The organism is Actinokineospora enzanensis DSM 44649 (assembly GCF_000374445.1).
Classification (GTDB): domain Bacteria; phylum Actinomycetota; class Actinomycetes; order Mycobacteriales; family Pseudonocardiaceae; genus Actinokineospora; species Actinokineospora enzanensis.
Map to the genome: position 1 here is coordinate 397,791 of NZ_KB894405.1, position 23,536 is coordinate 421,326.

A 23,536-nucleotide genomic window follows, 5' to 3' on the forward strand; every position below is an offset into this window, starting at 1 on the left:
GGCCGTGTATCGGCGGGTCCACGGCGTGGCTGACGGTGCCGCCGGGACGGCCTCGTACTGGATGTACTTGGTCGTTTCGGCGGTGCCGTCAGGCACGTCGTGGGCGGGTCGAGACGCGGTCGACGTTCTGGGTCGCACCACTAGCGGTGACTCCCGAAGGCAACGCCCGCGAAGCCGGGGCATGACGTTCACGCGTGGTACGCCGTTCGGCGGAGCCGCCCCCATCGGTCGAGGTGTTACATTCCCTGCGTCATGCCAACTGAATAGTCACCACCCGGGACGGGGAAGCCGGTCGAAGTCCGGCACTGTCGCGCAACCGTAGGCCATGTGAGTGGCGAGTCGGATCACCGTGCGGGTGGGGTGTCTGTCGTACCGCTGTCGCGAGAACAGGGGTGACGAGGCGGTGTCGCGCACCGGTCTTCCCTCCTCCCTGTCCTCGCGGGATTGAGGATGTGGCCGTGAGTCTGGCGTTGCGCAAGGTCGCCCAGCCGTCGATCGCTGTGTCGGCACTGGCCGTTATCGGGCTCCTCTGCGCGAGTACGCCGGTGGTCGCTGCCCCCGAACGGGACGGGGCCGTGGCCGTCGCACGGTGGCTGGCCAGGCAGGTCGACGCGGACGGCACGGTGCGCAACCCGCTCGGCGGAGCCCTGCCCGATCACGGCCTGATGATCGACCTGGTCTACGCCTCCTACGCGGCAGGCGCGGGCGAGCTGGCCCAACCGATCCTGCGCTACCTCGACGACCAGCGCCACGCCGGCGAGTACTTCGCGTTCGGCGCGCTGTACCAGAACCCGAAGTACGACGCGGTGATCGACGGTGGCTACGCGGCCAAGACGTTGGTGGCGGCCGAGGTGGCGGGGCGGGACCCCCGGCACTTCGGCGGGTGGGACCTGCTCGCCGAGACCAAGGGCTCGATCCCGCGGTCCGGGCCGGACAAGGGGCGGGTCAGTGTCCACACGAAGAACCCGGAGCTGGCCGACGCCGTCGACAACAACACCAACACCTTCGGCCAGTCCCTCGCCGTCATCGGCCTGGCGGGGGTGCGCGAGGTCGACCAGCTCGCCGTCGACCGGCTGGTGGGCCAGCAGTGCGTCGAGGGGTACTTCCGGATCCTGTACTCCTTCGTCCCGACCACCGAGACCGGCGACGACGTGCTGCCCGGTGGGTACAAGCTCTCCAGCTGTGAGGAAGGCAAGCCGTACGACCTGTCCGAGCCGGACAACGACGCCACGGCCATGGGACTGTCCGCGCTGCTGGCGGCCCGTGCGGCGGGTGCCCGGGGAGTCGACGGGCCGATCGACGGCGCGGTGCGGTTCCTGCGCGGGGCACAGGACGCGTCCGGTGGCTGGGGTGGTGGTGTCACCACCGAGGCGCCCAACACCAACAGCACGGGTCTGGTCGTGCAGGCCTTGGCCGACGCCGGGGGATCCGACGCGCAGGTGCGGACAGGGCTCGCATATCTGAAGGCGGCGCAGGTGAACCAGGCGGATGCCGGTACCAGGTTGGCCGAGGACATCGGGGCCATCGCCTACGACCCGCAGCAGTACCGGGACTCCAGGCAGACCGGTATGTCCAGTAAGGACACGTGGGTGCGTGCGGGAGCCCAGGCCGCGCTCGGTCTCGCGCAGGTCGGTTTCCACGACCTCACCCAGGGCAAGGTCCCGCCGACCGACACCCCGACCTCGCCCGAACCCACTACGACCACAACTACGACCACGACGACCACCGGCCCGGCGACCGGCCTGCCGCCCGCGCCGCAGACCATCGTGATCACCAAGGACGGCACCACCCGGACGATCACCCGGCGGGTGCCCGCCCCGGTCAGCCGCCGGGCCGGGACCCCGGCGCCGCCACCGAACTCCGCACCCGGTGTCCCGCTGGCACCGCCCACCCCGGCGCAGGCCCCGGAGCCGGAGACCCCGGTCGGTCACGCGGCCGCGTACCTCGCGGGCAGGCTCGTCGACGGCGACCACGTCGAGGTCACCCAGGACGGCAGGACATTCGTCGACTACGACGCCACCGCGGACGTCGTCCTGGCCCTGCACGCGCTCGGCGGCCAACCGGACGCGGTCGACCGCGCGACCCGGTTCCTGCTCACCCCCGCGTCCATCGACGCTTATGCGCACGGCGTCCCGTACGAGCCCGGCCCCGCCGCCTACGCCGAACCGCTGGCCAGACTCCGGCTGGTCGCGGGCTTCCAGCGGGACACCGGCGAGTACGACCAGGTGAGCACCGACCTGGACGCCGCCCTCGCGGGCCTGCGCTCGGACGCCGGGATCTTCACCGACACCGGCCAGTTCGCCGACGCCTCCACCGCCGTGCAGCGGCACGTGTGGGCGACCACGGCCACCATCGCCGCCTCCGACCACGCCGCGCTGGCCGCGGTGGACTCCTTGGCCGACCGCCAGTGCCGGGACGGCACGTTCCCGCAGAACATGACCACCGCCGACTGCGCGACCGGCGACCTCGCCGCCACCGCGTCCGCCGTCATCGCCCTGGACGCGGCCCGCGCGTCCACCCAGCCGACAGACCCATCCCCGACGGGCCCATCCCCGACAGAACCGTTGCCGGGCAATCAATCCGCGTCCGTCGAGATCCCGGCGAACCGAGCCCCGGCCGAATGGTCGACCAAGCGGACCACCGCCCTGGTGGCCGCCGCGGCGGCGCTCAACGCCCGGACGGCGACGGACGGCACCGTCCGTGGCCCCGATGGCGACATCGACGTGCCCATGACCGCGGCCATCGCCGGTGGACGGCAGTTCGTCGGTCTCGACATCGCCGCCACGACCCGAGCCCTCGCCGACGAGCCGCGCTCCCGCTCGACGGACATCGCCCCCGACAACGCGATGGGCGAGGTGGCCCGCCTCGACCAGGAAGCATCGGACGGGAACGTCCTGACGGACCTTGTCACGGCGGCGCCCGCGGTCGCGGGGCGGTCCTGGGCCGGGGCGGAGCACGCCCCGGTGGTGCCCGCCGTGCGGCTCCCGTTGACCGGTGCCGACTCCGTCGCTGCGGTCGCCCGTTCGTCCGACCGGGTGTCCCCGTGGCTCGGGGTCGGGCTGGTCGGCCTCGGTTTCCTGCTGGCCGTGGCGGCCGTGTTCGGCACCCGGCTGGTGACCCGGAACTCGACACCGAAGGTGGTCTCCCGATGAGAAGGTTCCCGTCCCTGATCGCGGCCGCGGCCTTGGCGGCCGGGCTGGTCGCGGCGCTGCCCACGGCGGCGTCCGCGATCGACCCGACCAAGGGCTACGCCGGGGTCTGCGCAGGCGCCGACGCCCTGACCGGGGTCACGGTCGTCATCGACTTCAACGAGCTGGACGGCAACGGCGGCACCGCCGCGCCGACCATCACCCGGTGCTCGCCCGACCCCGGTCCCGGCACACCGCGCACCGGCATCAAGGCCCTGCAGGACGCGGGCATCGCGATCACCGGCAGCACGCAGTGGGGGCTCGGGTTCGTGTGCAGGCTGGAGGGCAGGCCGTCGGCCACCGAGACCCTGCCGCGCACCACGAACCCCACCTACAAGGAGTCCTGCGCGCGGACCCCACCCGCCAACGCCTACTGGGGTTACTGGTACGCCGACGGTTCCGGCACGACCTGGACCTACAGCAGCTACGGCGCCCTCAACCGCAACGTGATCCCCGGCGGTTTCGAGGGTTGGTCGTTCTCGCTGAACAAGACCGCGACCACGAACCCGGCCCCCGGCGTGACCCCGACCCGCCCGGCGTCGACCGGCGGCTTCGTGCGATGACGACCAGGTTCGCGGCGCTCGCGGCGGTCACCGCGCTGGTGACGGTCGCGAGCGCCGCCCCGGCGTGGGCGATCGACCAGGGCAAGGGCCTGCCCGGGTTCTGCCCCGGCCCCACCGGCGTGACCGTCGTCGTCGACTTCCAGAGGCTGGGCGGCATCACCATCGTCCGCTGCTACCCGAACGCCGACCCCGGAACCGGGCTGGACGCGCTCAAGGGGGCCGGTTTCCAGATCGCGGGCGCGGCGCGGTGGGGCGAGGGGTTCGTCTGCCGGATCGAGAACCGGCCGTCCGCGGTGGAGACGCTGCCGATCGCCGGGCACGAGGACTACCGCGAGGGGTGCGTCAACACCCCGCCCGCCACCGGGTACTGGTCGTACTGGCATGCGAGCAATGGCTGCGCGTGGACCTACAGCCAGTGGGGCGTCAAGAACCGGCAGTTCGTCCAGGGCGGTTTCGAGGGTTGGTCCTTCTCGCTCAACGCCACCACGACGTCCAACCCGCAGCCACGCGTCGCCCCCGTCCGTCCGGGCACCGCGGGCCAGCCCTGTGCGGAGGCGGCGGAACCGCCGCCGAACTCCGACAACCCGGCCGAGCGGCAGCCCGAACCGGCGGCCGCCGCACCCGTGCCGGGCGCCACCGCCCAACCCGGGGTCCGATCGGACGGCGGGAACGCCGCGCCGGGACAGCCCGGTACGAACGTTCCCGGCACGGCCGTCCCCGATGCGCCGGTGCAGGCCGGGGACGCGCCCGGTGGTGCGTTGCCGCCGCCTCGGCCGCGGACCGCGTCGGCCGCGCCGGACCCGGCGGCGAACATCGCCTTCACCGGCGGCGAGGACAGGCCGGACGTCAACCGGGTGCTTGAGGACCAGTCCGGTGCCGACGGTGCCGCGCCCTGGTTCGCCGCCGGGGCCGTGCTGATGCTGGCCGCCGCGACGGCCTACCTCGGTGTGCGGCGCAGACGCGCCGGGGAGCGGTAGTGCCGGGCGCCACCTACTACCTGCCGCGCGACCTGCACCCGATGGCCTGGTGGGTGTGGGCGCTCGGCCTCGCCACGGCCGCGAGCCGCACCACGAACCCGTGGTTGCTGGGGCTGATCCTGGCGGTGGCCGGGTTCGTGGTGGTGGCCCGGCGTGGCGAAGCGCCGTGGGCGCTGGCGTTCCGGATGTACCTGTACCTCGGCGCGGTCGTCGTCGGGTTCCGGGTGTTCTTCCGGCTGGTGTTCGGCGGCGGCGAGGGTGCCACGATCGTCCTGCGGCTGCCGGAGATCCCGCTGCCGGAGTGGGCGGCGGGCATCCGCCTGCTCGGCGACGTGTCGGCGGAGTCGCTGCTCGGCGGGTTCTACGACGGGCTGCGGCTGGCGACCATGGTGGTGTGCCTCGGCGCGGCCAACGCGCTGGCCAACCCGAAGCGGCTGCTGAAGTCCATGCCGCCCGCGCTCTACGAGGTCGGCACCGCCGTGGTGGTCGCGCTGTCGGTGTTCCCGCAGCTGGCCGAGAGCGTGGTGCGGGTCCGGCGCGCCCGCAGGCTGCGCGGCGGCGACGGCCGTCGGTTCCACGCGCTGCGGGCGATCGTGATCCCGGTGCTGGCCGACGCGCTGGACCGGTCGCTGCGGCTGGCCGCGTCCATGGACTCGCGCGGCTACGGCCGGGCCGGGACGGTCGACCCGCGCAGGCGCCTGGCCACCGGGGCGTTGATGATCGCCGGTCTGCTCGGCGTGTGCGTCGGCGTCTACGCCACCCTGGACGGGTCGACGCCGCGCGTGCTCGCCGCGCCCATGCTGGTCCTCGGTGTGGTGGTGGGCCTCGTCGGCTTCCGGGCCGCGGGCGCGCGGGTCCGGCGCACCCGGTACCGGCCGGGCCGCTGGCACCTGCCGGAGGTGCTCGTCGCGCTGAGCGGGCTCACGGTCGCCGCGGCCCTGGTCGCCACCTCGGCCGTCGACCCCACCGACCTCACCCCGTCCCTGATGGTCCTGTCCTGGCCCGCGCTGTCGTGGACCCCGCTGGCGGGCGTGCTGCTCGGCGCGCTGCCCGCGGTCCTCGCCCCGCCGCCGGAACCCGCGCTCGGGAGGGTGCCCGCGTGATCGAACTCGACCGGGTCAGCTTCTGGTACCACGGGCAGCCGGAGCCGGTGCTGTCCGAGGTGTCCCTGTCCATCGGGGAGGGCGAGCTGGTGCTGCTCGCCGGCCGCACCGGGGTGGGCAAGTCGACGCTGCTTGGCACGCTCAACGGGCTGGTACCGCACTTCACCGGCGGCCACCTGGACGGCGAGGTGTCGGTCGACGGGGTGAGCACCCGGTCCCGGCCGCCGCGCGAGTTCGCGCACCTGGTGGGCGTGGTCGGGCAGGACCCGCTGGCCGGGTTCGTCACCGACACGGTGGAGGAGGAGCTCGCCTACGGCATGGAGCAGCTCGGCGTCGAGCCGCCGGTGATGCGGCGGCGGGTGGAGGAGACGCTGGACCTGCTCGGGATCGCGGACCTGCGCGGCCGGGCGCTGCGGACCCTGTCCGGCGGGCAGCAGCAGCGGGTGGCGGTCGGTTCGGTGCTGACCACGCACCCCAAGGTGCTGGTGCTGGACGAGCCGACCTCGGCGCTGGACCCGACGGCGGCCGAGGACGTGCTGGCGACCCTGGCGCGGCTCGTGCACGACCTGGGGACGACGGTGCTGCTGGCCGAACACCGGATGGAACGGGTGGTCCCGTTCGTCGACCGGATGGTCTACCTGACCGGGGACGGGGGAGTGGTCGACGGGGACCCGGCGGAGGTGCTGCGGGACACGCCGGTCGCCCCGCCGATCGTGGAGCTGGGGCGGCTTGCCGGTTGGGACCCGCTGCCGCTGTCGGTGCGGGACGCGCGTCGTCGGGCGGGGCCGTTGCGGTCTTCGCTGTCGGTTCCGGCGCGGCCGTCCCGGGTCGACGGGGCGGAGCTGCTGTCGGTGCGGGATGTCGTCGTCCGCTATGGGCCGATCGTGGCCGTGCGCGGGGTCGACCTGGACGTGCGCGCCGGTGAGGTGCTGGCGATGATGGGGCGCAACGGGTCCGGCAAGTCGTCGCTGCTGTGGGCGGTGCAGGGATCGGGGCCGCGGCAGAGCGGCCGGGTCGATGTCGACGGGGTCGACCCGACGAGTATGTCCACTGTGGAGGCTCGGAAGGTCGTCGGGCTGGTCCCGCAGACCGCGAGCGACCTGCTGTACCTGGACACGGTCGCGGCCGAGTGCGCGGCCGCCGATCGGGAGTCCGGGGCCGCCGCGGGTACCTGCCGTTCGCTGCTGGACCGGCTGGCACCGGAGGTCGACGCGGCGCGACATCCGCGTGATCTCTCGGAGGGGCAACGGTTGGCCCTGGTGCTGGCCGTGCAGTTGACCGCCGAGCCGCGCGTGCTGCTGTTGGACGAGCCCACGCGCGGCCTCGACTACCCGGCGAAGTCCGCGCTGGGGCGAATGATCGCCGCCATCGCCGCCGAGGGGCGCGCGGTCGTCGTGGCCACCCATGACGTCGAGTTCGTGGCGGCCATCGCGGACCGGGTGCTGGTCATGGCCGAGGGCGAGATCGTCTCCGCCGGGCCCACCGCCCGGGTCCTCGGCGACTCGCCCGCCTTCGCGCCGCAGGTGGCCAAGATCCTCGGCCCGGACTGGCTCACCGTCGCCGAGGTCGCCGCCGCCCGTCCGGCGGAGCCCCGATGAGCGCCGAGCCGGTGGACCGTGAGCGGGCCGGTTCCGCTGTGGGCGGGTCGCGTCGGGTCCGGACCTGGGGGCGGGCCGGTCAGGTGGTCCGGTTGGGACCGCGGTCGGCGGTCGTGCTCACCCTGGCGTCGCTCGGTGGGCTGATGATGTTCGTGTGGCCGTTGCTGGTCCGGGTGCAGCCGCAGAGCACGCAGCACGGACCGGACGCGCCGTTCGTGTTCCTGGGGATCCTGCCGGTCCTCATCGTCATCGTGCTCGCCGAGCTGTCCGAGGGCGGCATGGACGCGAAGGCGCTGGCGATGCTGGGCGTGCTGTCGGCGGTCAACGCGGCGCTGCGGCCGCTGGGGGCGGGCACGGCGGGCATCGAGGTGGTGTTCTTCATGCTCGTGCTCGCCGGTCGGGTCTTCGGGGCCGGGTTCGGTTTCGTGCTCGGGTGCACCTCGCTGTTCGCCTCCGCGTTGCTGACCGCCGGGGTGGGGCCGTGGCTGCCGTTCCAGATGCTGAGTTCGGCCTGGATCGGCATGGGCGCCGGGTTGCTGCCGCGCCGGGTCACCGGCAAGGCGGAGATCGCCATGCTGGTCGGCTACGGCATCCTGGTGTCCTATCTGTTCGGTTTCCTGATGAACCTGTGGTTCTGGCCGTTCATCACCGGCGCCGAGGTGCCCTACCACCACGGCCACATCTCCTACGTGCCCGGCGACCCGGTGCTGGACAACCTGCACCGCTTCGCCGTGTTCACCCTGCTGACGTCCACCGCGGGCTGGGACACCGGTCGGGCCGTCACCAACACGATCGCGATCCTCGTGGTCGGCCCCGCCGTCCTGGCCACGCTCCGCCGGGCCGCGCGCCGCGCCTCCTATGGGGCGCCGGTGACGTTCGGCCACAACGGAAACACCCCCGGAGAAAGGTTCCTATGAGATTCAAGGCAGTACTCGCGTGTGTCACCGCCGCCACCGTGGTCGCCACCGCCGTGCCCGCGGCCGCCGCGACCCACGCCCCGGCGGACGCCGCGTCCGGCTGGCTGGCCCGCCAGTTCGTGCACGGCGACCACCTGGAGACCGACTTCGGCGGCACCAGCTACCCGGACCCGGGTCTGACCCTCGACGCCGTGTTCGCCTTCGCCGCCACGCGCACTGCCGACGACTATGGTTCCGCGGCGCTGACCTGGTTGGCGCAGCCCGCCAACCTCACCGGCTACATCGGCGACGGCACCACCGAAGCGTACGCGGGCGCCACCGCCAAGACCGCGCTCGCCGTCGAGGTCCGCGGCGGCGACCCGGCCGCGTACGGCGGGGTCGACCTGGTCGCCCGGCTGAACTCGCTGCTCACCCCGTCCGGCCGCTACTCCGACCGCTCGGCCTACGGCGACTACAGCAACGCCTTCACCCAGTCGCTCGCGCTCATCGCGTTGGACCGCACCCCCTCGGGTGCCCCGGTGTCCGCGGTGGACTACACCGCCGCGACCCAGTGCCCCGACGGCGGTTTCCCGATCGTGCTCGACGCGCCCACCTGCGCAGGCGACACCGACGCCACCGCCATGGTCACCCAGGCGCTGCTCGCCACCGGCCGCACCGCCGCCGCGCGGCAGGGGCTGGCCTGGCTGAAGTCCAAGCAGCAGAACGACGGCGGCATCGCGGCGGGCGACGGCTCCGGCACGCCCAACGCCAACACCACCGGCCTCGCGGGCCAGGCGTTCCGCGCGGGGCTGCGCGTCGTGCCCGCGCTCAAGGCGCACCAGTTCGTCCTGTCGTTGCGCCAGACCTGCACCGCGCCCGCCGCCCAGCGCGGCGCGATCGCCTACGACGCCACGGGATACAACCCGTCCACGGTCACCCGCGCCACCACCCAGGCGATCCTCGGCCTGCGCGGCGCGCCCCTGGGCGGTCTGACATCCTCGGGCTCCGCGACCGGCGACCCGGTCCTGTCCTGCCCCTGACCCCGGAACCGGTGGGTGCGCTAGCGCACCCACCGGCCGGGATTCTCCTGTCCGTCACCAAGTTCCCGCCGGGAGCGTCCGGCGGTCAGGAGTCGGTCAGAACCAGGATCGCGGGTGGGCGGTGAAGTAGCTCCAGATCGCCGTGGTGGCGTTGATCTGGATGGTGTGCGTGCCCGGTCCGCTGTCGGCCGCGCCCGGCCAGGTGTGGCCGTGGCCCAGGATCTTGTAGTGCACGACGTCCACGGAGCTCTGGCAGGACGACCAGGCGTACCGGATGACCTCGGTGTCCAGGACGGTCTGCGTCGGGCCCGTCGTGCAGTTGTCGCGGACCGCCCAGCCTGCCAGCCAGGTCTGGATCGCGGGCAGGGTCTCGCCGTGGCTGTCCAGGTCACCGTCGTAGTCGACGATGGTGTCGTTCGTGCCGTGGAAGTCGATGATCGGGACCCCGGGCGGGTTGGCCCCGCAGCCGGACTGCGTGGCGTCGTAGAAGGCGCCCGCGACGATGCCGAAGGCGGCGATGCGGTTGGGCAGCTGGCAGGCGAGCAGGCCGACGAAGCCGCCGCCGTTGGACTTGCCCGCCGCGAAGATCCGGGACTTGTCGATGCACAGCTGGGACTGCAGCTTGTCGAGCAGGTCGGCGACGAACTGGACGTCGTCGACGCCGGTCGCGTTGTAGGGCGCGCCCTGCCAGGCGGTCCCGTTGTCCGTGCCGAGCACGCCGGTCGGGTAGGCCAGAACGGCGTCCGCGCTGTCGAAACCGGTGTAGGACTCGATGTCGGCTGCGGTGCCCTTGTGCCCGTGGAACACCATCACCAGCGGCTTCAGCTGGCCCGGCACGTAGGTGGAGGGCATGTGGACCAGGTAGCTCCTGGTCAGGCCCCCGGAGCTGATGGTCTGCGCGGTGGTCTGCCCGAGCGTCAGCGGGGACGTCGTGGCCGAGCAGCCGGTCGAGTCGACGGCGGAGTTGTGCGCCGGTGCGGCGGATGCCTGCTGCGGGATGGTCAGTGCGCCGAGTGCGAGAGTGAGCGCGAGGGCTGGGGCGAGCCTGCGATGTCTCATGGCCACCTTCGGTGATGGGGGACCTGGGTCCCGGGAGGATCGTTCCGCGGACACCACGCCCCCGGGCCTGCCCCTGGTTGCAGCACATTTCGATCTTGCTCCGGACGGCCGCTCGGCTCGTCCGCCCGGCCCACGGCCGGGTTGCCCGAACCGGCGGAAGCCCCGATGGTCCGTGGTGGCGCGAGGTCCGATGTGGTCATGTGCGACGGTCTTGCCCGGTCGGGTGGCCGCCGCGCGTGCAATGGACCAAGTGAGTGGTGCCCGGCAGCGGCGGGCTCACCGGCTGTCGTGACGACTGCTCGTTTCCGGCATTCCCCTCTCGCGCAACTGGATCCACGCCGCCCGGCTTGGCCACACTGCTGCCTGTCGGGGACGCGAGCACCAGTCGAGAACGGTTCGAGGCAGGAGAACAATGCGCAAGATCCTGGGTTTGGTCGCCAGTGCCGCGTGCGCGCTGGCCCTGGCGGTGGTGGGTTCGGGTTCCGCGAACGCGGGCACGGAGGCGGTCCTGGGCACGTGGGCGTGCAGTGTGCCCGCAGGCAGGACGTACACGCGCGTGCAGAGCCAGCTGGGGGTGTGCAGCCCCACCGGCTTCGCGAACTCCTACTACATCGAGACACCCGTGAGCGGGCTGTGGGCCTGTACCGTCCCGTCCGGCTTCAGCTACTCGCGCGTGCAGAGTCAGTTGAACGTGTGCAGCACGAGTGGTTTCGCGAACTCGTACCTGCTGGAGTCCCCGCGCGGTGGCGTGTGGATGTGCAACGTGCCTTATGGCTACACGTACTCGCGCGTGCAGAGCCAGTTGAACGTCTGTAGCACGAGCGGTTTCGCGAACTCCTACCTCGTCGAGACGCCCCGCTCCGGTCTGTGGGCGTGCAGTGTTCCGGCGGGGTTCACCTACTCGCGGGTGCAGAGTCAGTTGAACGTGTGCAGCACGAGTGGTTTCGCGAACTCGTACCTGCTCGTCTGATGCCCGACGCACCCCGGGATGGCACCGTCCCGGGGTGTCCTGGGCCGGATGGCCTCGGGGTTCGGCCGCCCGGCGGCGGACCACGACATCTGGAATGGACTGGATGAGTGGCGTGTTCCGCACCGGGTTCACCGACCGTCGTGACGGTTGCTCGTTTCCGGTAATGCCCGCACAGAACGGACTCGACGGCCACATCTCCCCGACACACTCTGCTCGTCCGGAGCGTGATCATCCTTCAAGCGGGGAGAGCAATGCGCAGGATCGTGAGTCTGGTGGCGAGCGCCGCGTGCGCGCTGGCGTTGGCGATGGTGGGTTCGGGATCGGCGGACGCCACGACCGAGGGGGTGCTGGGTACGTGGGCGTGCAGCGTGCCCGCGGGCAAGGTCTACACGCGGGTGGAGAGCAGGCTGGGCGTGTGCAGTCCCAGTGGGTTCGCCAACTCGTACTACATCGAGACCCCGGTGTCCGGCCTGTGGGCCTGTTCCGTTCCGTATGGCTTCAGCTACTCGCGGGTGGAGAATCGCCTGGCCGTGTGCAGTCCCAGCGGTTTCGCCAACTCCTACCTGCTGGAGGCGCCGCGCGGTGGTGTGTCGATGTGCGACGTCCCGGACGGTTACACGTACTCGCGTGTGGAGAGCCGCTTGGCCGTCTGCAGCCCCAGCGGTTTCGCGAACTCCTACTACGTGGAGACTCCCCGCGCGGGCCTGTGGGCCTGCTCGGTCCCGTACGGCTTCACCTACTCGCGGGTGGAAAGCCGTCTGGCCGTGTGTAGTCCTAGCGGTTTCGCGAACTCCTATCTGCTCGTCTAGACACGGCTGATCTCGCCAGAACGCACCCTCGGGCACCGACGTCCGAGGGTGCGTTCTTTCCTGACCATGATGCAGTTCCGGCAGAACCGCACGGAAGCTACTCTCCGTACTTGCCGCAGCCGTCGTTGCGTCGATCACGGGTTCTGTCACCAGGCCTGATGATCTCGACATGCGGTGACACTCCGTGTCGAGATCTTCAGAAAATGGCCCTAGCCAGCACCGTTTGCCTGATTTAGGTTAGGTAAGGCAACCCTTACGGATTGGTGGGCTATGACTGCGGTGGACGAGGGGTTCGCGGCTCGGCTGCGGACCGGGACCCGGGACGAGCACGAGCGGGCGGAGCGGTCGACGTTCATCGAGGCGTTGCTGGAAGGTCGGCTCGGGCGGGAAGCCTACGCCGGGCTCCTGGGGCAAAGCCACCTCTTCTACACCGTGCTCGAAGCCGCGGGCGAGGCGTGGCGGGACGATCCGGTGGTCGGCGGGTTCGTCATCGACGGGCTGCTGCGCAAGGACGCCCTCGAACGTGACCTCACCCACCTGCTCGGCCGGGACTGGCGTGACCACGTCACCCCGCTCGCGGCCACGAAGTCCTATGTGGACCGCCTGGCCGAGGTCTGCTTCACCGACCGGGGCGCGTTCGTCGCCCACCACTACACGCGCTACCTGGGGGACCTGTCCGGTGGGCAGGTCATCCGGCGGCGGATGCGGGAGGTGTACGGGTTCGATGAGGACGGCGTGCGGTTCTACGTGTTCGACCGGGTCGCCAAGCCCAAACCGTTCCGCGACCACTACCGGTCGCTGCTCGACGACGCGCCGTGGCGCGAGGGCGAGCGGGAGGCCCTGGTCGAGGAGGCCAACCTGGCGTTCCGGCTGAACCGGGCCGTCTTCGTCGACCTGGCCGCCGTGTACTGCTGACCGTTGCCGGACAAGGGGTTCCGCGGTCGGGACCCCGGCTTCGGCATGCCCGGAATACCACTGTGGACAGTGTGGCGGGCGTCGCCCTTGCCAATACCGCGACCGAGTAATTAGGTTAGCCTTACCTAATTGACCGGCATGGGTCCGCGCGGTCGCACGCAGGAGGAAACACATGGCAAGACCACACGCGGCCAGAGCGGTCGCCGTCGGTGCGGCGGCCGTTCTCGCCGCCACCGTCCTGGGCACCACGCCCGCCGCGGCGGCCACCGCGAACGTCACCGACGCGACGTTCGTCTGGGGCCTCAACGGGTACGCGCAGGTCGGCATCTTCGGGCCGTGGACCTACAAGGACCTGACCGGCACCGCGTCCATCCTCACCGGATCGGTGTCCGGCGGGGCGCAGACCGCCTACGCGGTCGACCCGGTCCCGGCCACCTCGATGCCGCCGTCGACGCCGCAGAAGACGCCCAACGCGGTCAGGTTCACCGCGGGCACCGGCACGGTCGACCCGGCCACCGGCGCGGGCAAGCTGACCTTCACCGGCAGCTACACCGTCAACGCCTACCCGCCGCAGTTCAACGCGCCCAACGAGATCTACAAGAACCCGGTCGTGACCGTGGCCGCGGACGGCTCCGGCTCGCTGTCGGTGGAGTACAGCCTGGGCGCGGGCACGGACATCTCCGGCAACCCGACCTCGGCGCAGGACTTCGGCCGCCTGACCCTGGTCACCTACGACGCGGGCTCGCTCAGCGGCCTGTCCGCCACCGGTTTCCGGGTCACCCCGGACTACCAGGGCGTGCAGGTCGACGTGCCGGACGGCACCGCGCAGACGCGCGGCTGTGCCGGCGGAACCGGCTGGTGGGGCTCCTGGTCGCCGGACTTCGTCAAGACCGTGCCCACCTCGATCCGTCCGCACTTCTATTCGACCGGCTGCGGCGGCAACCAGGACTACAAGCCGCCGCTGCCCTTCGACATCGGCTACACCGTCGCCACGACGCCGGAGCAGCCGCAGCCGTCCGCGAACGAGCAGGACGTGCGGGTGACCGTGCCGGAGAAGGAACAGCCGGGCGAGTTCGTCTGGACCATCGACGGCGGCAACGGCCTGGTCGACCTCGGCACCGCGAAGGCCGCGGGTGACCACTACCTGGCCACCGGCTCGATCAACCCGGTCCGGGTGACCGACACCCGCGCCGGTGCCCCGACGTGGTCGGTGTCCGCGCAGGTCAGCGACTTCTCGGCGAACGGCACCTCGTTCGACGGCAAGTACCTGGGCTGGGCGCCGAAGGCCACCGAGAACTCGGGTGGCGCGGTGGCCGGTGCCGCCGTGGCGTCCGGTTTCGACGGCGGCACGGGCCTCAAGCAGCCCGCGACGCTGGGCAGCGCGGCACTCGACCACGCGAAGGGCTCGGTGCTGCTCGGCGCCGACCTGCAGCTGAAGGTCCCGGCGAGCGTGGGTGCGGGGACCTACGACGCCACGTTGACCCTCACTGCGCTGAGTTAGTCCTCTCCCGCCACCCGCCCCCACATCCCCGCCCGGCATCGTCCCCGACCCTGGCACCCGCACCGTCACCGCGGCGCCGGGAACGTCACCGGACAAGCCACCGCGGGCTGGTGGACACGGTCTGGTCCCCCTGGTTGTGGGCGCCATCGCTGCCTGATGGCGCCCACAACCGCCCTCTCCCCGCACTGGATTCCCACCATGACTCGCTTCCTCGCCGCGCTCACCACCGCGGTCCTGCTCGCCGTCGGCCTGCCCGGCCTCGCCGCCGCGCAGAACGTCACCTGGGGCGTGCGTCCCGTCGACTCCGCGCTCGGCACCGACCGGCCGAACTTCGCCTACTCCGTCGCGCCCGGCGCCGCCCTGGGCGACGCGCTCCTGGTCAGCAACCACGAGCAGCGCGCGCTCACCTTCGCCGTGTACGCCGCCGACGCCTTCACGACCTCGTCCGGCCGGCTGGACCTCAAGCCCGCGGGCGAGGCCCCGGCCGACGCGGGCGCGTGGGTGCGTTTCGACACGCCGACCGTCACCGTCCCGGCCGGACAGACCGTCGCCGTGCCGTTCACCGTCACCGTTCCGGCCGACGCCACGCCCGGCGACCACAGCGGGGGAGTGGTCACGTCGCTGCGCGTGGAGTCCGGGTCCGGGATCACCGTCGACCGGCGGCTGGGTTCGCGGATGCATCTGCGGGTGGCCGGTGTGCTGACGCCGTCGGTCGAGGTGCGCGGCCTCACCGTGAACTACGACGGGACGCCGAACCCCGTCGGCAAGGGCACGACGAGCGTGGGCTACACGATCGTCAACACCGGCAACACCCGGCTGACCGCCACGCACGGGGTGCGGATCGAGGGGCCGTTCGGCTGGTTCGCGACCGACGCGGCGGTCGAGCCGTTGCCGGAGCTGCTGCCGGGCGAGAGCGTCACGAGGAAGGCCGCGGTCGGTTCCGTACCGGCGGGCCGGTTGTCGGCGGCGGTCACGGTGACGGCTGCCGTTCCGGGCGGGGCGGCACTGCCTGTCGTGACCAGCTCCGCTGCTGCTGTGGCGATCCCGTGGTCCGTGGTGGTGTGTCTGCTGCTTCTCGTCTGCCTCGCGCTCGCGTTGCGTGCACGGGGTAAGGCGAAGTCGGCGGGGGAGAAGGACCGGATCGAGGCGGCCGTGGCGGCGGCGTTGCGGGAGCGTGAGGCGTGAAGCGCGCGGCACTGCTCGTCGCCCTGCTCCTGCTCGCGGGCTGCTCGACACCGCCAGGACACTCCGCCCACGGCGCCGCCCAGTCCGGGGAACGCCCGCCACTGTCCGCGTTGACACCGATGGCCGACCCGCGCACGCACGAGGGCCCGACCACGGCCCTGGTCGCGCACAACGACATCGTCCCGGTCCAGCGGCCGACACTGCAGCTGCCGGTCAAGCTGCCGGTCACCGTCACCGACTTCCAGGGTACCCAGGTCACGGTCAAGGACACCGGCCGCATCCTCGCGCTCGACGTCTCCGGCACCCTCGCGGCCACCGTGTTCGGGCTCGGCCTCGGGGATCAGGTGGTCGGGCGGGACATCTCGACCGGCTTCCCGGCCGCGCAGCACCTGCCGCTGGTCACGGTCAACGGCCACCAGCTCAACGCCGAGGCGATCCTGCGGCTGCGGCCCACGGTCGTGCTCACCGACACCACGCTCGGCCCCTGGGATGTCGTGCTGCAACTGCGGGACGCCGGGGTGCCGGTGGTGATCGTGGACCCCAAACGCGGCATGGACACCAACGGTCCGATCGTGCGCGCGGTCGCAGCGGCCCTGGGGGTGCCTGCCGCGGGCGAGTTGCTGGCACAGCGCACGGAGAGAGAGGTCGCCGACACCGTCGCGCAGATCCAACGGTTGGCGCCCGCGGATCCGGCACGCAAGCCGCGAGTGGTGTTCCTGTACATGCGCGGGCAGGCAGGGGTGTACTACCTGTTCGGCAAGGGATCCGGCGCGGACTCTCTCATCCAGGCGCTGGGAGCGGTCGATGTCGCAGGCGAGGCCGGACTGGAGGGCATGCGGCCGATCAACCCGGAGGCGCTGGCCAAGTCCAGACCGGACGTGATCCTGATGATGACCGACGGCCTGGCGTCCGTCGGGGGAGTCGACGGCGCGCTGAAGGTGCCGGGCGTGGCGCAGACCCCGGCCGGGCAGCGCCACCGGTTCATCGACATGGCCGACTCGGTGGTCCTCGGGTTCGGGCCGCGGACCGCCGCCGTCCTCGACGGCCTGGCCCGCGCCCTGTACGCGTCATGAGGGCTCGTACCAAGGTCGTGACCTTGTTCGCGGTGCTGCTCGTGGCGTTGGTCGTGGTGTCGGTGGTGTCCGCCGGAGCAGGCCAGTACGGGGTGCCGGTGTCGGATGTCCTGCGCGCACTGACCGGACAGCCATTGTCCGACCCGTACGCCGAGGGCGCGCTCTGGGCAGTGCGGTTCCCGCGAGTCGTGATGTCCCTGCTGGTGGGCGCCGTGCTCGGGGTGTGCGGCGCGTTGATGCAGGGCAGTTTCGGCAACCCGCTCGCCGAGCCGGGCGTGGTCGGCGTCTCCTCCGGTGCGGCCGTCGGCGCCTGTCTGTCCATCGTGTTCGGCTGGACGTTCCTGGGCGCGTTCACCACCCCCGGCGCGGCTTTCGTCGCGGGCCTCATCACCACGTCCGCCGTCTACGCGCTGTCCCGCTCGGGCGGCCGCACCGGCACGGTCTCGATGATCCTCACCGGGGTGGCGGTCAACGCCGTCGCGATGGCCGCGGTGGCCCTGCTGATGTTCGTCGGCGACCAGGCCGCCCGCGAACAGATCATCTTCTGGCAGCTCGGTTCCGTCGCGGGCGCCCGCTGGTCCTACGTCTGGGTGATCGCCCCGCTGGTCCTGGTCGCCGCCCTGGTGTCGCTGGCCGTGGCCCGCCGCCTCGACCTGCTGGCCCTCGGCGACCGCCAGGCCCGGCACCTCGGTGTCGACGTCGAGCGGCTCCGGCTCGTCGTGGTCTGCGTGGTGGCGATCGGCGTCTCGGCGGCCGTCTCCTACGCCGGGATCATCTCCTTCGTCGGCCTGGTCGTGCCCCACCTGATCCGCATGGTCGTCGGTCCTGGCCACCGGGTCTTGGTCCCCGCCAGCCTCCTCGGCGGCGCGGTGCTGCTCGCGGCGGCCGATCTTCTGGCCCGCACCGTCGTGTCCTACGCGGACCTGCCGATCGGCATGGTCACCGCGCTGGTGGGCGGCCCGTTCTTCTTCTGGCTGCTGCGGCGTACACGCACCCGGGAAGGTGGTTGGGCGTGATCACCGCCGAGAACGTGAGCGTGCGACTGGGCAACGCGCTGCTGGTCGACGACGTGTCGGTGCAGTTGCGGACCGGGGAGGTTCTCGTCCTGGTCGGGCCGAACGGCGCGGGCAAGTCGACCCTGTTGTCCGCGCTGGCCGGGGATGTGCCGCTGGCGAACGGGCGCGTGCTGCTGGACGAGACGCCCGTCGGGGAGTGGCGGGCGGTCGAGGCGGCGCGGCGGCGAGCGGTGCTGACGCAGCACAATCCCGTCTCCTTCCCCTTCCACACGCGAGCCGTGGTCGAGATGGGCCGCGCGCCGTGGCGGGGGATGCCCGAGGAGGACGACGACGAAGCCGTGATCACCGCGGTCATGGCGGACACCGGGGTGGATCACCTGGCGGACCGCGCCTACCCGACGTTGTCCGGCGGGGAGCAGGCGCGTGTGGCGTTGGCGCGGGTGCTCGCCCAGCGCACGCCGGTGCTGATGCTGGACGAACCCACGGCCGCCTTGGACGTGCGGCATCAGGAGCTTGTGCTCAAGCTGGCCCACCGGCACGCGCGGGCGGGCGGCGGCGTGTTGGTCGTGCTGCACGACCTGGGCCTGGCCGCCGCGCACGCCGACCGGGTGGCGGTGTTGGACAAGGGCAGGCTGGTTGCCGTCGGCCCGCCCGCCGAGGTGTGCACGGCCGAGCTGCTCAGCGCCGTCTACCGGCATCCCGTCGAGGTCTTCCCGCACCCGCGCACGGGCGTGCCCGTCGTGTTGCCCGTGCGGTCCCGAGAGGAGGAAGAATGTTCGTAGCAAAGGCTTTCGGTGCGGTGGCGGCGGCGTTGGTCGCGGCCACGCTGCTGCCGGGCACGGCGTCCGCCGCCGCGCGGGTGAGCGTGTCGGTGTCCACCGCGGACCCCGACTACGCGACGCAGATCGACGTGCGCGGCACCGGTTTCCAGTCCGTCCCCAAGGCGCACGGCGGCATCTACGTCCTGTTCGGCTGGGTGTCCGACGGCGCATGGCAACCCAGCAAGGGCGGCGCGGCGGGCACCACCTACCGCTACGTCCAGGACAGCGAGGCCAAGGACAACAACGGCTACCAGCGCTTCGTCTCCTTTCCCGGCAGCGACACCGCGACCAGCGCCAACGGCGGCGTGGTGTCCGCGGACGGCGCGTGGGCCGCGCGGATGGTCATCCCCGGCGCCCGGTTCAAGGCCGTGGACCGCACCGGGAACACCTCCGAGGTCGACTGCGCCAAGGTCACCTGCGGGATCATCACCATCGGCGCGCACGGCGTCGTCAACCCCACCAACGAGACCTTCACCCCGATCCGCTTCGCCGCCCCCGCCGGCGGTCAGGCGCAGACACCACAGACTCAGACACCACAGACTCGGGCCCCGGCAACCCAGCCCGCGCCCGATACCAACGCGGTGCCGAACACCGATGCCGTGCCGGGAGCCGCCACCGCCCTGCCCGCGCGGGCGGCGACCGTGTCGGCCGCCTCGGGTGCGGCCGCGGCCGGGGGGACGGTCACGGTCACCGGGTCCGGGTTCGCCGCCGACGAGCAGGTGAACGTGGTGCTGCACTCCGACCCGCTGTTCCTGGCCCCTGCCCACTCCGACGCCGCGGGCGCGATCGCCTACACCGCCGACCTCCCGGCCGACGTGCCCGCGGGCGCCCACACCCTGGAGTTCACCGGCGCGAAGTCGGGCGCGGTCGGGTCGGTCGCCCTGACGGTCTCCGCTGCCGCCGCGCCCACCGCGGCCCCGGCCGCCGAGCCCGTCAGCGAGACGTCCAGCTGGTGGCCTGCCGTCGTCGCCGTGGGCGTGGTCCTGCTGGTGGTCGTCGTGGTCGTCGTGCTGCGCAAGCGAAAGAAGGTCGACGCGTGAGCATCCCCGTCATCGCGGGCCTGGTCTTCCTGGCCGCCCAGGGCCCCACCACCACGCCGGTCACCACGACCACAGCACCCAGCACGACCACGACAGCTCCCGGCTGTGCCCTCACGCCCGCCACGGCCAAGCAGGGCGACCTGCTGTGGGGGGTCAAGAAGAGCTTCCGCCAGTACGTCGGCATCGGTCTCGCGGGTGCCACCGGCAACTCCATCAAGGCCACCGACGGCGCCACCATCACCACCCTCGACGAGATCGTCCGCGACGGCGTCGCCAACCCCACGGGCGTCCCGACCGGCGCCTACCGCTTCACCTTCGGCTCGGCCGACTACACCGACCCGACCCACTTCACCGTCCACTACCGCGGCACGGTCGCCTTCAGCTACCCCGGCCACTTCTTCACCCTGCTGCTGTCCGACCCCTCGGTGACCACCGCGGGCGGCGCTGCCACCCTGCACGCCGACATCGAGCTCAAGGCCGACCCCGGCGCCCCGGCCCAGCCGACCGACCTGCCCGACGTGGCCCTGGCGAACCTCACCCCGCCCACCGCCACGCCGACCGACGGTCTGCTCGCCTGGTCGAACGTCCCCGCCACGCTGACCAGCTCGGAGGCGTTCGCGGGCTTCTACCAGGCGGGCGCGGACCTGGACCCGGTGACGCTCCACCTCGCCGCCGACTGCGCGGCCACCCCGCCCCCGCCGAGCACGGCGACCCCGGCCCCGCAGACGCCCGCGCCGACCGAGAACCTCGTCCCGGAGGCGAGATACCGCCCGGCGACCACTCCCGCCCTGGCCGCCACCGGGGTGGACGCCGAGCATGGCTTCTGGGCGGGAGTGGTCCTCCTGCTGGCCGGTATGGCCCTGGTCCTTGCCGCCTACCGGCCCGCCCGGCTCAGGCGATGATCTCCAGCACCGGGCGGACACCGGCGGCGGCCTCGCGGCTGTCGAAGGTCACGTACTCGTCGGCGGTCAGGCCGTAGGACACCGTGCTCGGATTGGTGCTCAGCTCGGCGGTGATGTCGAGCCCGACCCAGTCCGGGTTCTTGCCGACCTGGAACGTGGCGATGTTCGTGCCGAGCGTGGGCTGGTTGTTCCAGGTCACCCCGGTCTCGGTCCACGCCGCGGTCACCCGGTACAGCTTCACCGTCGAGTAGAGCTGGTCGATGGCCTTGCCGTGCAGCCACAGGATCGCTCGCCTCGGCGCGGCGGGCAGGGAAAGGGTGAACCGGAGGAACGCGCGCCGGGTGAAGCCGGTGGCCGCCGTCTTGATGCCGAAGGTCGTCGCGGTGCCGAAGTTCTGGCCCGCGTAGCTGCCGTCACGCACATACGAGTCCGCGGCGGGCGCGACGGTCGAGGCCGTGCCGGGCGAGATGGGTGCCCCGGTGCCGAGCCGGATCACCTTGCTCGCGCCCTGCACGCCGCCGATCTCGACCAGCAGCTTGGTGGTCGGCGTGGTCTGCAAGACCGTCACCCCGGGGTCGGCCGTGGCGGTGGTGAACCCGTTGTCCGGCAAGGTGACCGTGACCGTCGGTACCGAGCGGTCGGGGCTGGCGACGGCGACGGAGAGCACGGAACCGTCCTGCCGGGCCAGCACCGAGCACGGGCCGTCGGCACTGATCGACCCGCAGGTGCCCGCGGCGAAGAAGTTCGTCCCGCGCACCGTCGTCGTCGAGATTCCCTGGATGGACGCGGTGTTCGACAGCACCGTCACGCCCGGCGACGCACTGCGGGCCGCTGTGGTGATGTCCGACGCGCCGGGCAGGACCAGGTAGGCGTAGGAGGCGCTCACGGGCGTGCTGCCGTGGTCGTACCAGAGTGTCAGGTAGCGGCGGGTGATCGAGGTGGCGGAGCCGCCGCTGTCGATGTCGCTCCACTTGCCGGTGCGGTCGGCGCGGGTCGCCTTGATGGTCGGGCCGCCCAGGAACACATAGCCGCCGAACCCGGCGATCGTCGCCCACTGCGCTCCGGTGAGCGTGCCCGACCAGGGGACCGTGGCGGGTTGCGCGGTGCCGTTCACGACCAGCGCGTTCGTGCCCGAGGCGCCGAGGTTGCGGTTGTCCACGATGGAGTCCACCGACGCGCCGTCGGTCGCGGTGATGCCCGCGCCCAGGCACACCACGGCGTCGTCCAGGCAGAACCACGACTTGCGGCCGGTGAGCGTCGAGCTCAGCCCGGTGACGTGCTGGCCGACCACCGACGACACGCCATCGGCCGCCCCGCCCGCCCAGGCGTTGGTCGGCGGGGTCTGGTTCCAGTTGCCGCCCTCCCCGTCCGCGAGCGGCTTGCGCGAGGCGGTGACGCCGGGCAGCCGGTACGGGTCGACGGTGGGCCAGAACCTGTCGGTGTACTGGTCGAGGCCGTAGGTGTCGCCCCACCAGTAGGTCATGCCGCTGCCGGTGTGCCAGCCGCGCAGGTTCTCGCCGTTGCCGGTCTCGTAGAAGGTGGTACGAGCCGAGTGCATCGAGACCGCGAACGTCCATAGTGGACGTCGGTGTACCGCCCGGTCCATCGCGGCGAACACCCGGCTCGACGACGGCTGCGCGGCCGCGGGCACGGCCCCGTCGGCCAGCAGGGTCGCCGCCCGCGCCAGGTCCGGCACCGGCGTGCCGCCCAGGTTCGGCGAGAGGGTGTCCCGGGTGATCCAGCCCTTCACCAGCCCGCGCCACCGGGTCGCGTCGGCAGGCGCGGCCAGGCCGGTGGTGGTCAGCAGCAGGATCGACGCGATGGCGTTGTGCCCGCGCTGGTGGTCGTTCTGGTCCGCGCGCGCGATCCCGCGCCCGGACACGCCGTCCATCATCAACCCGTTGTGCAGGAACGGGGCGAACGCGGACTCCACCGAGTCGAACAGCACCTGCCGGTTCGGGTCGGTCACCGCCCACGTGGTCCCGGCGAGCAGGAACATCACCTCGGTCAGGCCGCCGAGCAGCACGCCGCCGTAGCCGCCGGTGTAGGGCACGCAGGTGTGCTGGACGAACGAGCCGTCCGCGTAGATCCCGTCGCCGATCAACACCCGCGGGAACACGGGGGACAGGCCGGTACGCGCGGCCGCGATGCTCGTCGGGTCGGCGCCCAGCACCCCGCGCAGCGCCACCACCTGGCACAGGTCGACCCGGTTCGCGCCGGTGCTGTTGCCCTCGTAGTCGGTCAACCGCGACAACGGCACCGAGTGGTCGACCGCCGTGATCACGTCCGCCAGGTCGGTGGGAGAGAGGGTGAGCAGACAGCAGATGTCCAGAAGTCGTTGCGGGGAGCCGATCTGCCAGTCCCACCAGTTGGTGCTGTCCGGGTCGACGGTGGTGTTGTAGGCGTGGTCGAGCATCCAGCGCACGCCGTCGGACACGGCGGTGGCCGTCGTGGCCGAGCCGGTGTGCCCGGTCCCGGGCTGGGCCCAGGCCAGCGCCATCGTGCGCAGCCTGCTGAACGAGGTGGTGACGTTCGCCGAGACGTCGACCGGGTAGCCCGGCCAGAGTTCGGTGGTCGAGCCGAGCGTCATGGCGGTCAGGTAGTTGGTGGCCGAGGTGCCGGTGGCCGCCAGCGCGGAGTCGAAGGGGGCCACGTTCGGGTCGAACCCGAGGCCGGTGAGCAGGTCCCGCCACCGCGACCGCATCGCGTCGTACGGTGCCGCGGCCCGCGCGGGCCCGTCCAGGCCCAACACGAGTGCCGCGGTCGACCCCGCGATCAGGAAACCCCGTCTGGACAGCGTCATCTGCTCCACCTCTTCGCTGATTTCACCAACGCGGTCGAACTCGAACGCCGGCTACACGCCCGGACCCCGGTCCCGGG

The 23,536-nt window shown here is 72.1% G+C and carries 19 protein-coding genes; 17 read left to right on the forward strand and 2 right to left on the reverse strand.

Annotated elements, in window-relative coordinates:
• Nucleotides 1-458 precede the first annotated feature (458 nt).
• The 7 genes from C503_RS0106385 to C503_RS0106415 are packed head-to-tail and all read left to right on the forward strand — an operon-like array spanning nucleotide 459 to nucleotide 9,365.
• On the forward strand, nucleotides 459-3,152 hold the full coding sequence (locus tag C503_RS0106385; RefSeq protein ID WP_018681363.1) for a hypothetical protein: 2,694 nt from the start codon (nucleotides 459-461) through the stop codon (nucleotides 3,150-3,152).
• On the forward strand, nucleotides 3,149-3,751 hold the full coding sequence (locus C503_RS0106390; RefSeq protein WP_018681364.1) for a hypothetical protein: 603 nt from the start codon (nucleotides 3,149-3,151) through the stop codon (nucleotides 3,749-3,751). The genes C503_RS0106385 and C503_RS0106390 overlap by 4 nt, the downstream gene beginning before the upstream one ends.
• Complete coding sequence (locus tag C503_RS0106395; RefSeq protein ID WP_018681365.1) at nucleotides 3,748-4,728, forward strand: hypothetical protein; 981 nt, start codon at nucleotides 3,748-3,750, stop codon at nucleotides 4,726-4,728. The genes C503_RS0106390 and C503_RS0106395 overlap by 4 nt, the downstream gene beginning before the upstream one ends.
• A 41-nt stretch (nucleotides 4,729-4,769) precedes the next feature.
• Nucleotides 4,770-5,831, forward strand: a complete 1,062-nt coding sequence (locus C503_RS0106400; protein ID WP_051114766.1) for an energy-coupling factor transporter transmembrane component T — start codon at nucleotides 4,770-4,772, stop codon at nucleotides 5,829-5,831.
• Complete coding sequence (locus tag C503_RS0106405; protein ID WP_018681367.1) at nucleotides 5,828-7,429, forward strand: ABC transporter ATP-binding protein; 1,602 nt, start codon at nucleotides 5,828-5,830, stop codon at nucleotides 7,427-7,429. The genes C503_RS0106400 and C503_RS0106405 overlap by 4 nt, the downstream gene beginning before the upstream one ends.
• The gene (locus C503_RS0106410) at nucleotides 7,426-8,346 is read left to right on the forward strand and encodes an ECF transporter S component family protein (RefSeq protein ID WP_018681368.1); all 921 of its coding nucleotides are present in this window, start codon (nucleotides 7,426-7,428) and stop codon (nucleotides 8,344-8,346) included. Before C503_RS0106405 ends, C503_RS0106410 begins: the two co-directional genes overlap by 4 nt.
• Nucleotides 8,343-9,365 (forward strand): prenyltransferase/squalene oxidase repeat-containing protein, encoded by a 1,023-nt coding sequence (locus C503_RS0106415; RefSeq protein WP_018681369.1) that lies wholly within the window; start codon nucleotides 8,343-8,345, stop codon nucleotides 9,363-9,365. Before C503_RS0106410 ends, C503_RS0106415 begins: the two co-directional genes overlap by 4 nt.
• A 96-nt stretch (nucleotides 9,366-9,461) precedes the next feature.
• Here the strand turns inward: C503_RS0106415 and C503_RS0106420 are convergent, their stop codons facing one another.
• The gene (locus C503_RS0106420) at nucleotides 9,462-10,424 is read right to left on the reverse strand and encodes a CE1 family esterase (RefSeq protein WP_018681370.1); all 963 of its coding nucleotides are present in this window, start codon (nucleotides 10,422-10,424) and stop codon (nucleotides 9,462-9,464) included.
• A gap of 412 nt (nucleotides 10,425-10,836) precedes the next feature.
• Here C503_RS0106420 and C503_RS38235 point away from each other — a divergent pair, with 412 nt between their 5' ends.
• From C503_RS38235 to C503_RS0106470, 10 genes are all read left to right on the forward strand, one after another.
• Entirely contained in the window at nucleotides 10,837-11,394 is a 558-nt protein-coding gene (locus C503_RS38235; protein ID WP_018681371.1) for a hypothetical protein, read from the forward strand.
• Nucleotides 11,395-11,645: 251 nt separating this feature from the next.
• A complete protein-coding gene (locus tag C503_RS43060) occupies nucleotides 11,646-12,203 on the forward strand; it encodes a hypothetical protein (RefSeq protein ID WP_018681372.1) in 558 nt (185 codons plus the stop codon).
• Between the two features lie 270 nt (nucleotides 12,204-12,473).
• Complete coding sequence (locus C503_RS0106435) at nucleotides 12,474-13,118, forward strand: biliverdin-producing heme oxygenase (protein ID WP_018681373.1); 645 nt, start codon at nucleotides 12,474-12,476, stop codon at nucleotides 13,116-13,118.
• Nucleotides 13,119-13,290: 172 nt separating this feature from the next.
• Nucleotides 13,291-14,619, forward strand: coding sequence for a hypothetical protein (locus C503_RS0106440; RefSeq protein ID WP_018681374.1), 1,329 nt, complete (start codon nucleotides 13,291-13,293; stop codon nucleotides 14,617-14,619).
• Nucleotides 14,620-14,817: 198 nt separating this feature from the next.
• Nucleotides 14,818-15,804 (forward strand): Fn3-like domain-containing protein, encoded by a 987-nt coding sequence (locus C503_RS0106445; protein WP_018681375.1) that lies wholly within the window; start codon nucleotides 14,818-14,820, stop codon nucleotides 15,802-15,804.
• Nucleotides 15,801-16,877, forward strand: coding sequence for a heme/hemin ABC transporter substrate-binding protein (locus C503_RS0106450; RefSeq protein ID WP_018681376.1), 1,077 nt, complete (start codon nucleotides 15,801-15,803; stop codon nucleotides 16,875-16,877). Before C503_RS0106445 ends, C503_RS0106450 begins: the two co-directional genes overlap by 4 nt.
• Nucleotides 16,874-17,893, forward strand: coding sequence for a FecCD family ABC transporter permease (locus C503_RS0106455; RefSeq protein WP_033400258.1), 1,020 nt, complete (start codon nucleotides 16,874-16,876; stop codon nucleotides 17,891-17,893). The genes C503_RS0106450 and C503_RS0106455 overlap by 4 nt, the downstream gene beginning before the upstream one ends.
• Nucleotides 17,890-18,675, forward strand: a complete 786-nt coding sequence (locus tag C503_RS0106460) for a heme ABC transporter ATP-binding protein (protein ID WP_018681378.1) — start codon at nucleotides 17,890-17,892, stop codon at nucleotides 18,673-18,675. The genes C503_RS0106455 and C503_RS0106460 overlap by 4 nt, the downstream gene beginning before the upstream one ends.
• Nucleotides 18,666-19,754 (forward strand): hypothetical protein, encoded by a 1,089-nt coding sequence (locus tag C503_RS0106465; protein WP_156893012.1) that lies wholly within the window; start codon nucleotides 18,666-18,668, stop codon nucleotides 19,752-19,754. Before C503_RS0106460 ends, C503_RS0106465 begins: the two co-directional genes overlap by 10 nt.
• Complete coding sequence (locus tag C503_RS0106470) at nucleotides 19,751-20,656, forward strand: HtaA domain-containing protein (RefSeq protein ID WP_026316020.1); 906 nt, start codon at nucleotides 19,751-19,753, stop codon at nucleotides 20,654-20,656. The genes C503_RS0106465 and C503_RS0106470 overlap by 4 nt, the downstream gene beginning before the upstream one ends.
• On the opposite strand, the gene C503_RS38245 is transcribed toward C503_RS0106470, so the two are convergent.
• The gene (locus C503_RS38245) at nucleotides 20,646-23,459 is read right to left on the reverse strand and encodes a polysaccharide lyase family 8 super-sandwich domain-containing protein (protein WP_018681380.1); all 2,814 of its coding nucleotides are present in this window, start codon (nucleotides 23,457-23,459) and stop codon (nucleotides 20,646-20,648) included. The two genes, C503_RS0106470 and C503_RS38245, sit on opposite strands and share 11 nt — an antisense overlap.
• Nucleotides 23,460-23,536 lie beyond the last annotated feature (77 nt).

Excerpts from the sequence above, each read along its gene's own strand:
- C503_RS0106390 (WP_018681364.1), top strand. The coding sequence starts at position 3,149 with ATGAGAAGGTTCCCGTCCCTGATCGCGGCCGCGGCCTTGGCGGCCGGG.
- C503_RS0106395 (WP_018681365.1), top strand. The coding sequence starts at position 3,748 with ATGACGACCAGGTTCGCGGCGCTCGCGGCGGTCACCGCGCTGGTGACG.
- C503_RS0106400 (WP_051114766.1), top strand. The coding sequence starts at position 4,770 with ATGGCCTGGTGGGTGTGGGCGCTCGGCCTCGCCACGGCCGCGAGCCGC.
- C503_RS0106410 (WP_018681368.1), top strand. The coding sequence starts at position 7,426 with ATGAGCGCCGAGCCGGTGGACCGTGAGCGGGCCGGTTCCGCTGTGGGC.
- C503_RS0106415 (WP_018681369.1), top strand. The coding sequence starts at position 8,343 with ATGAGATTCAAGGCAGTACTCGCGTGTGTCACCGCCGCCACCGTGGTC.
- C503_RS0106420 (WP_018681370.1), bottom strand. The coding sequence starts at position 10,424 with ATGAGACATCGCAGGCTCGCCCCAGCCCTCGCGCTCACTCTCGCACTC.
- C503_RS38235 (WP_018681371.1), top strand. The coding sequence starts at position 10,837 with ATGCGCAAGATCCTGGGTTTGGTCGCCAGTGCCGCGTGCGCGCTGGCC.
- C503_RS43060 (WP_018681372.1), top strand. The coding sequence starts at position 11,646 with ATGCGCAGGATCGTGAGTCTGGTGGCGAGCGCCGCGTGCGCGCTGGCG.
- C503_RS0106435 (WP_018681373.1), top strand. The coding sequence starts at position 12,474 with ATGACTGCGGTGGACGAGGGGTTCGCGGCTCGGCTGCGGACCGGGACC.
- C503_RS0106440 (WP_018681374.1), top strand. The coding sequence starts at position 13,291 with ATGGCAAGACCACACGCGGCCAGAGCGGTCGCCGTCGGTGCGGCGGCC.
- C503_RS0106445 (WP_018681375.1), top strand. The coding sequence starts at position 14,818 with ATGACTCGCTTCCTCGCCGCGCTCACCACCGCGGTCCTGCTCGCCGTC.
- C503_RS0106455 (WP_033400258.1), top strand. The coding sequence starts at position 16,874 with ATGAGGGCTCGTACCAAGGTCGTGACCTTGTTCGCGGTGCTGCTCGTG.
- C503_RS0106465 (WP_156893012.1), top strand. The coding sequence starts at position 18,666 with ATGTTCGTAGCAAAGGCTTTCGGTGCGGTGGCGGCGGCGTTGGTCGCG.
- C503_RS38245 (WP_018681380.1), bottom strand. The coding sequence starts at position 23,459 with ATGACGCTGTCCAGACGGGGTTTCCTGATCGCGGGGTCGACCGCGGCA.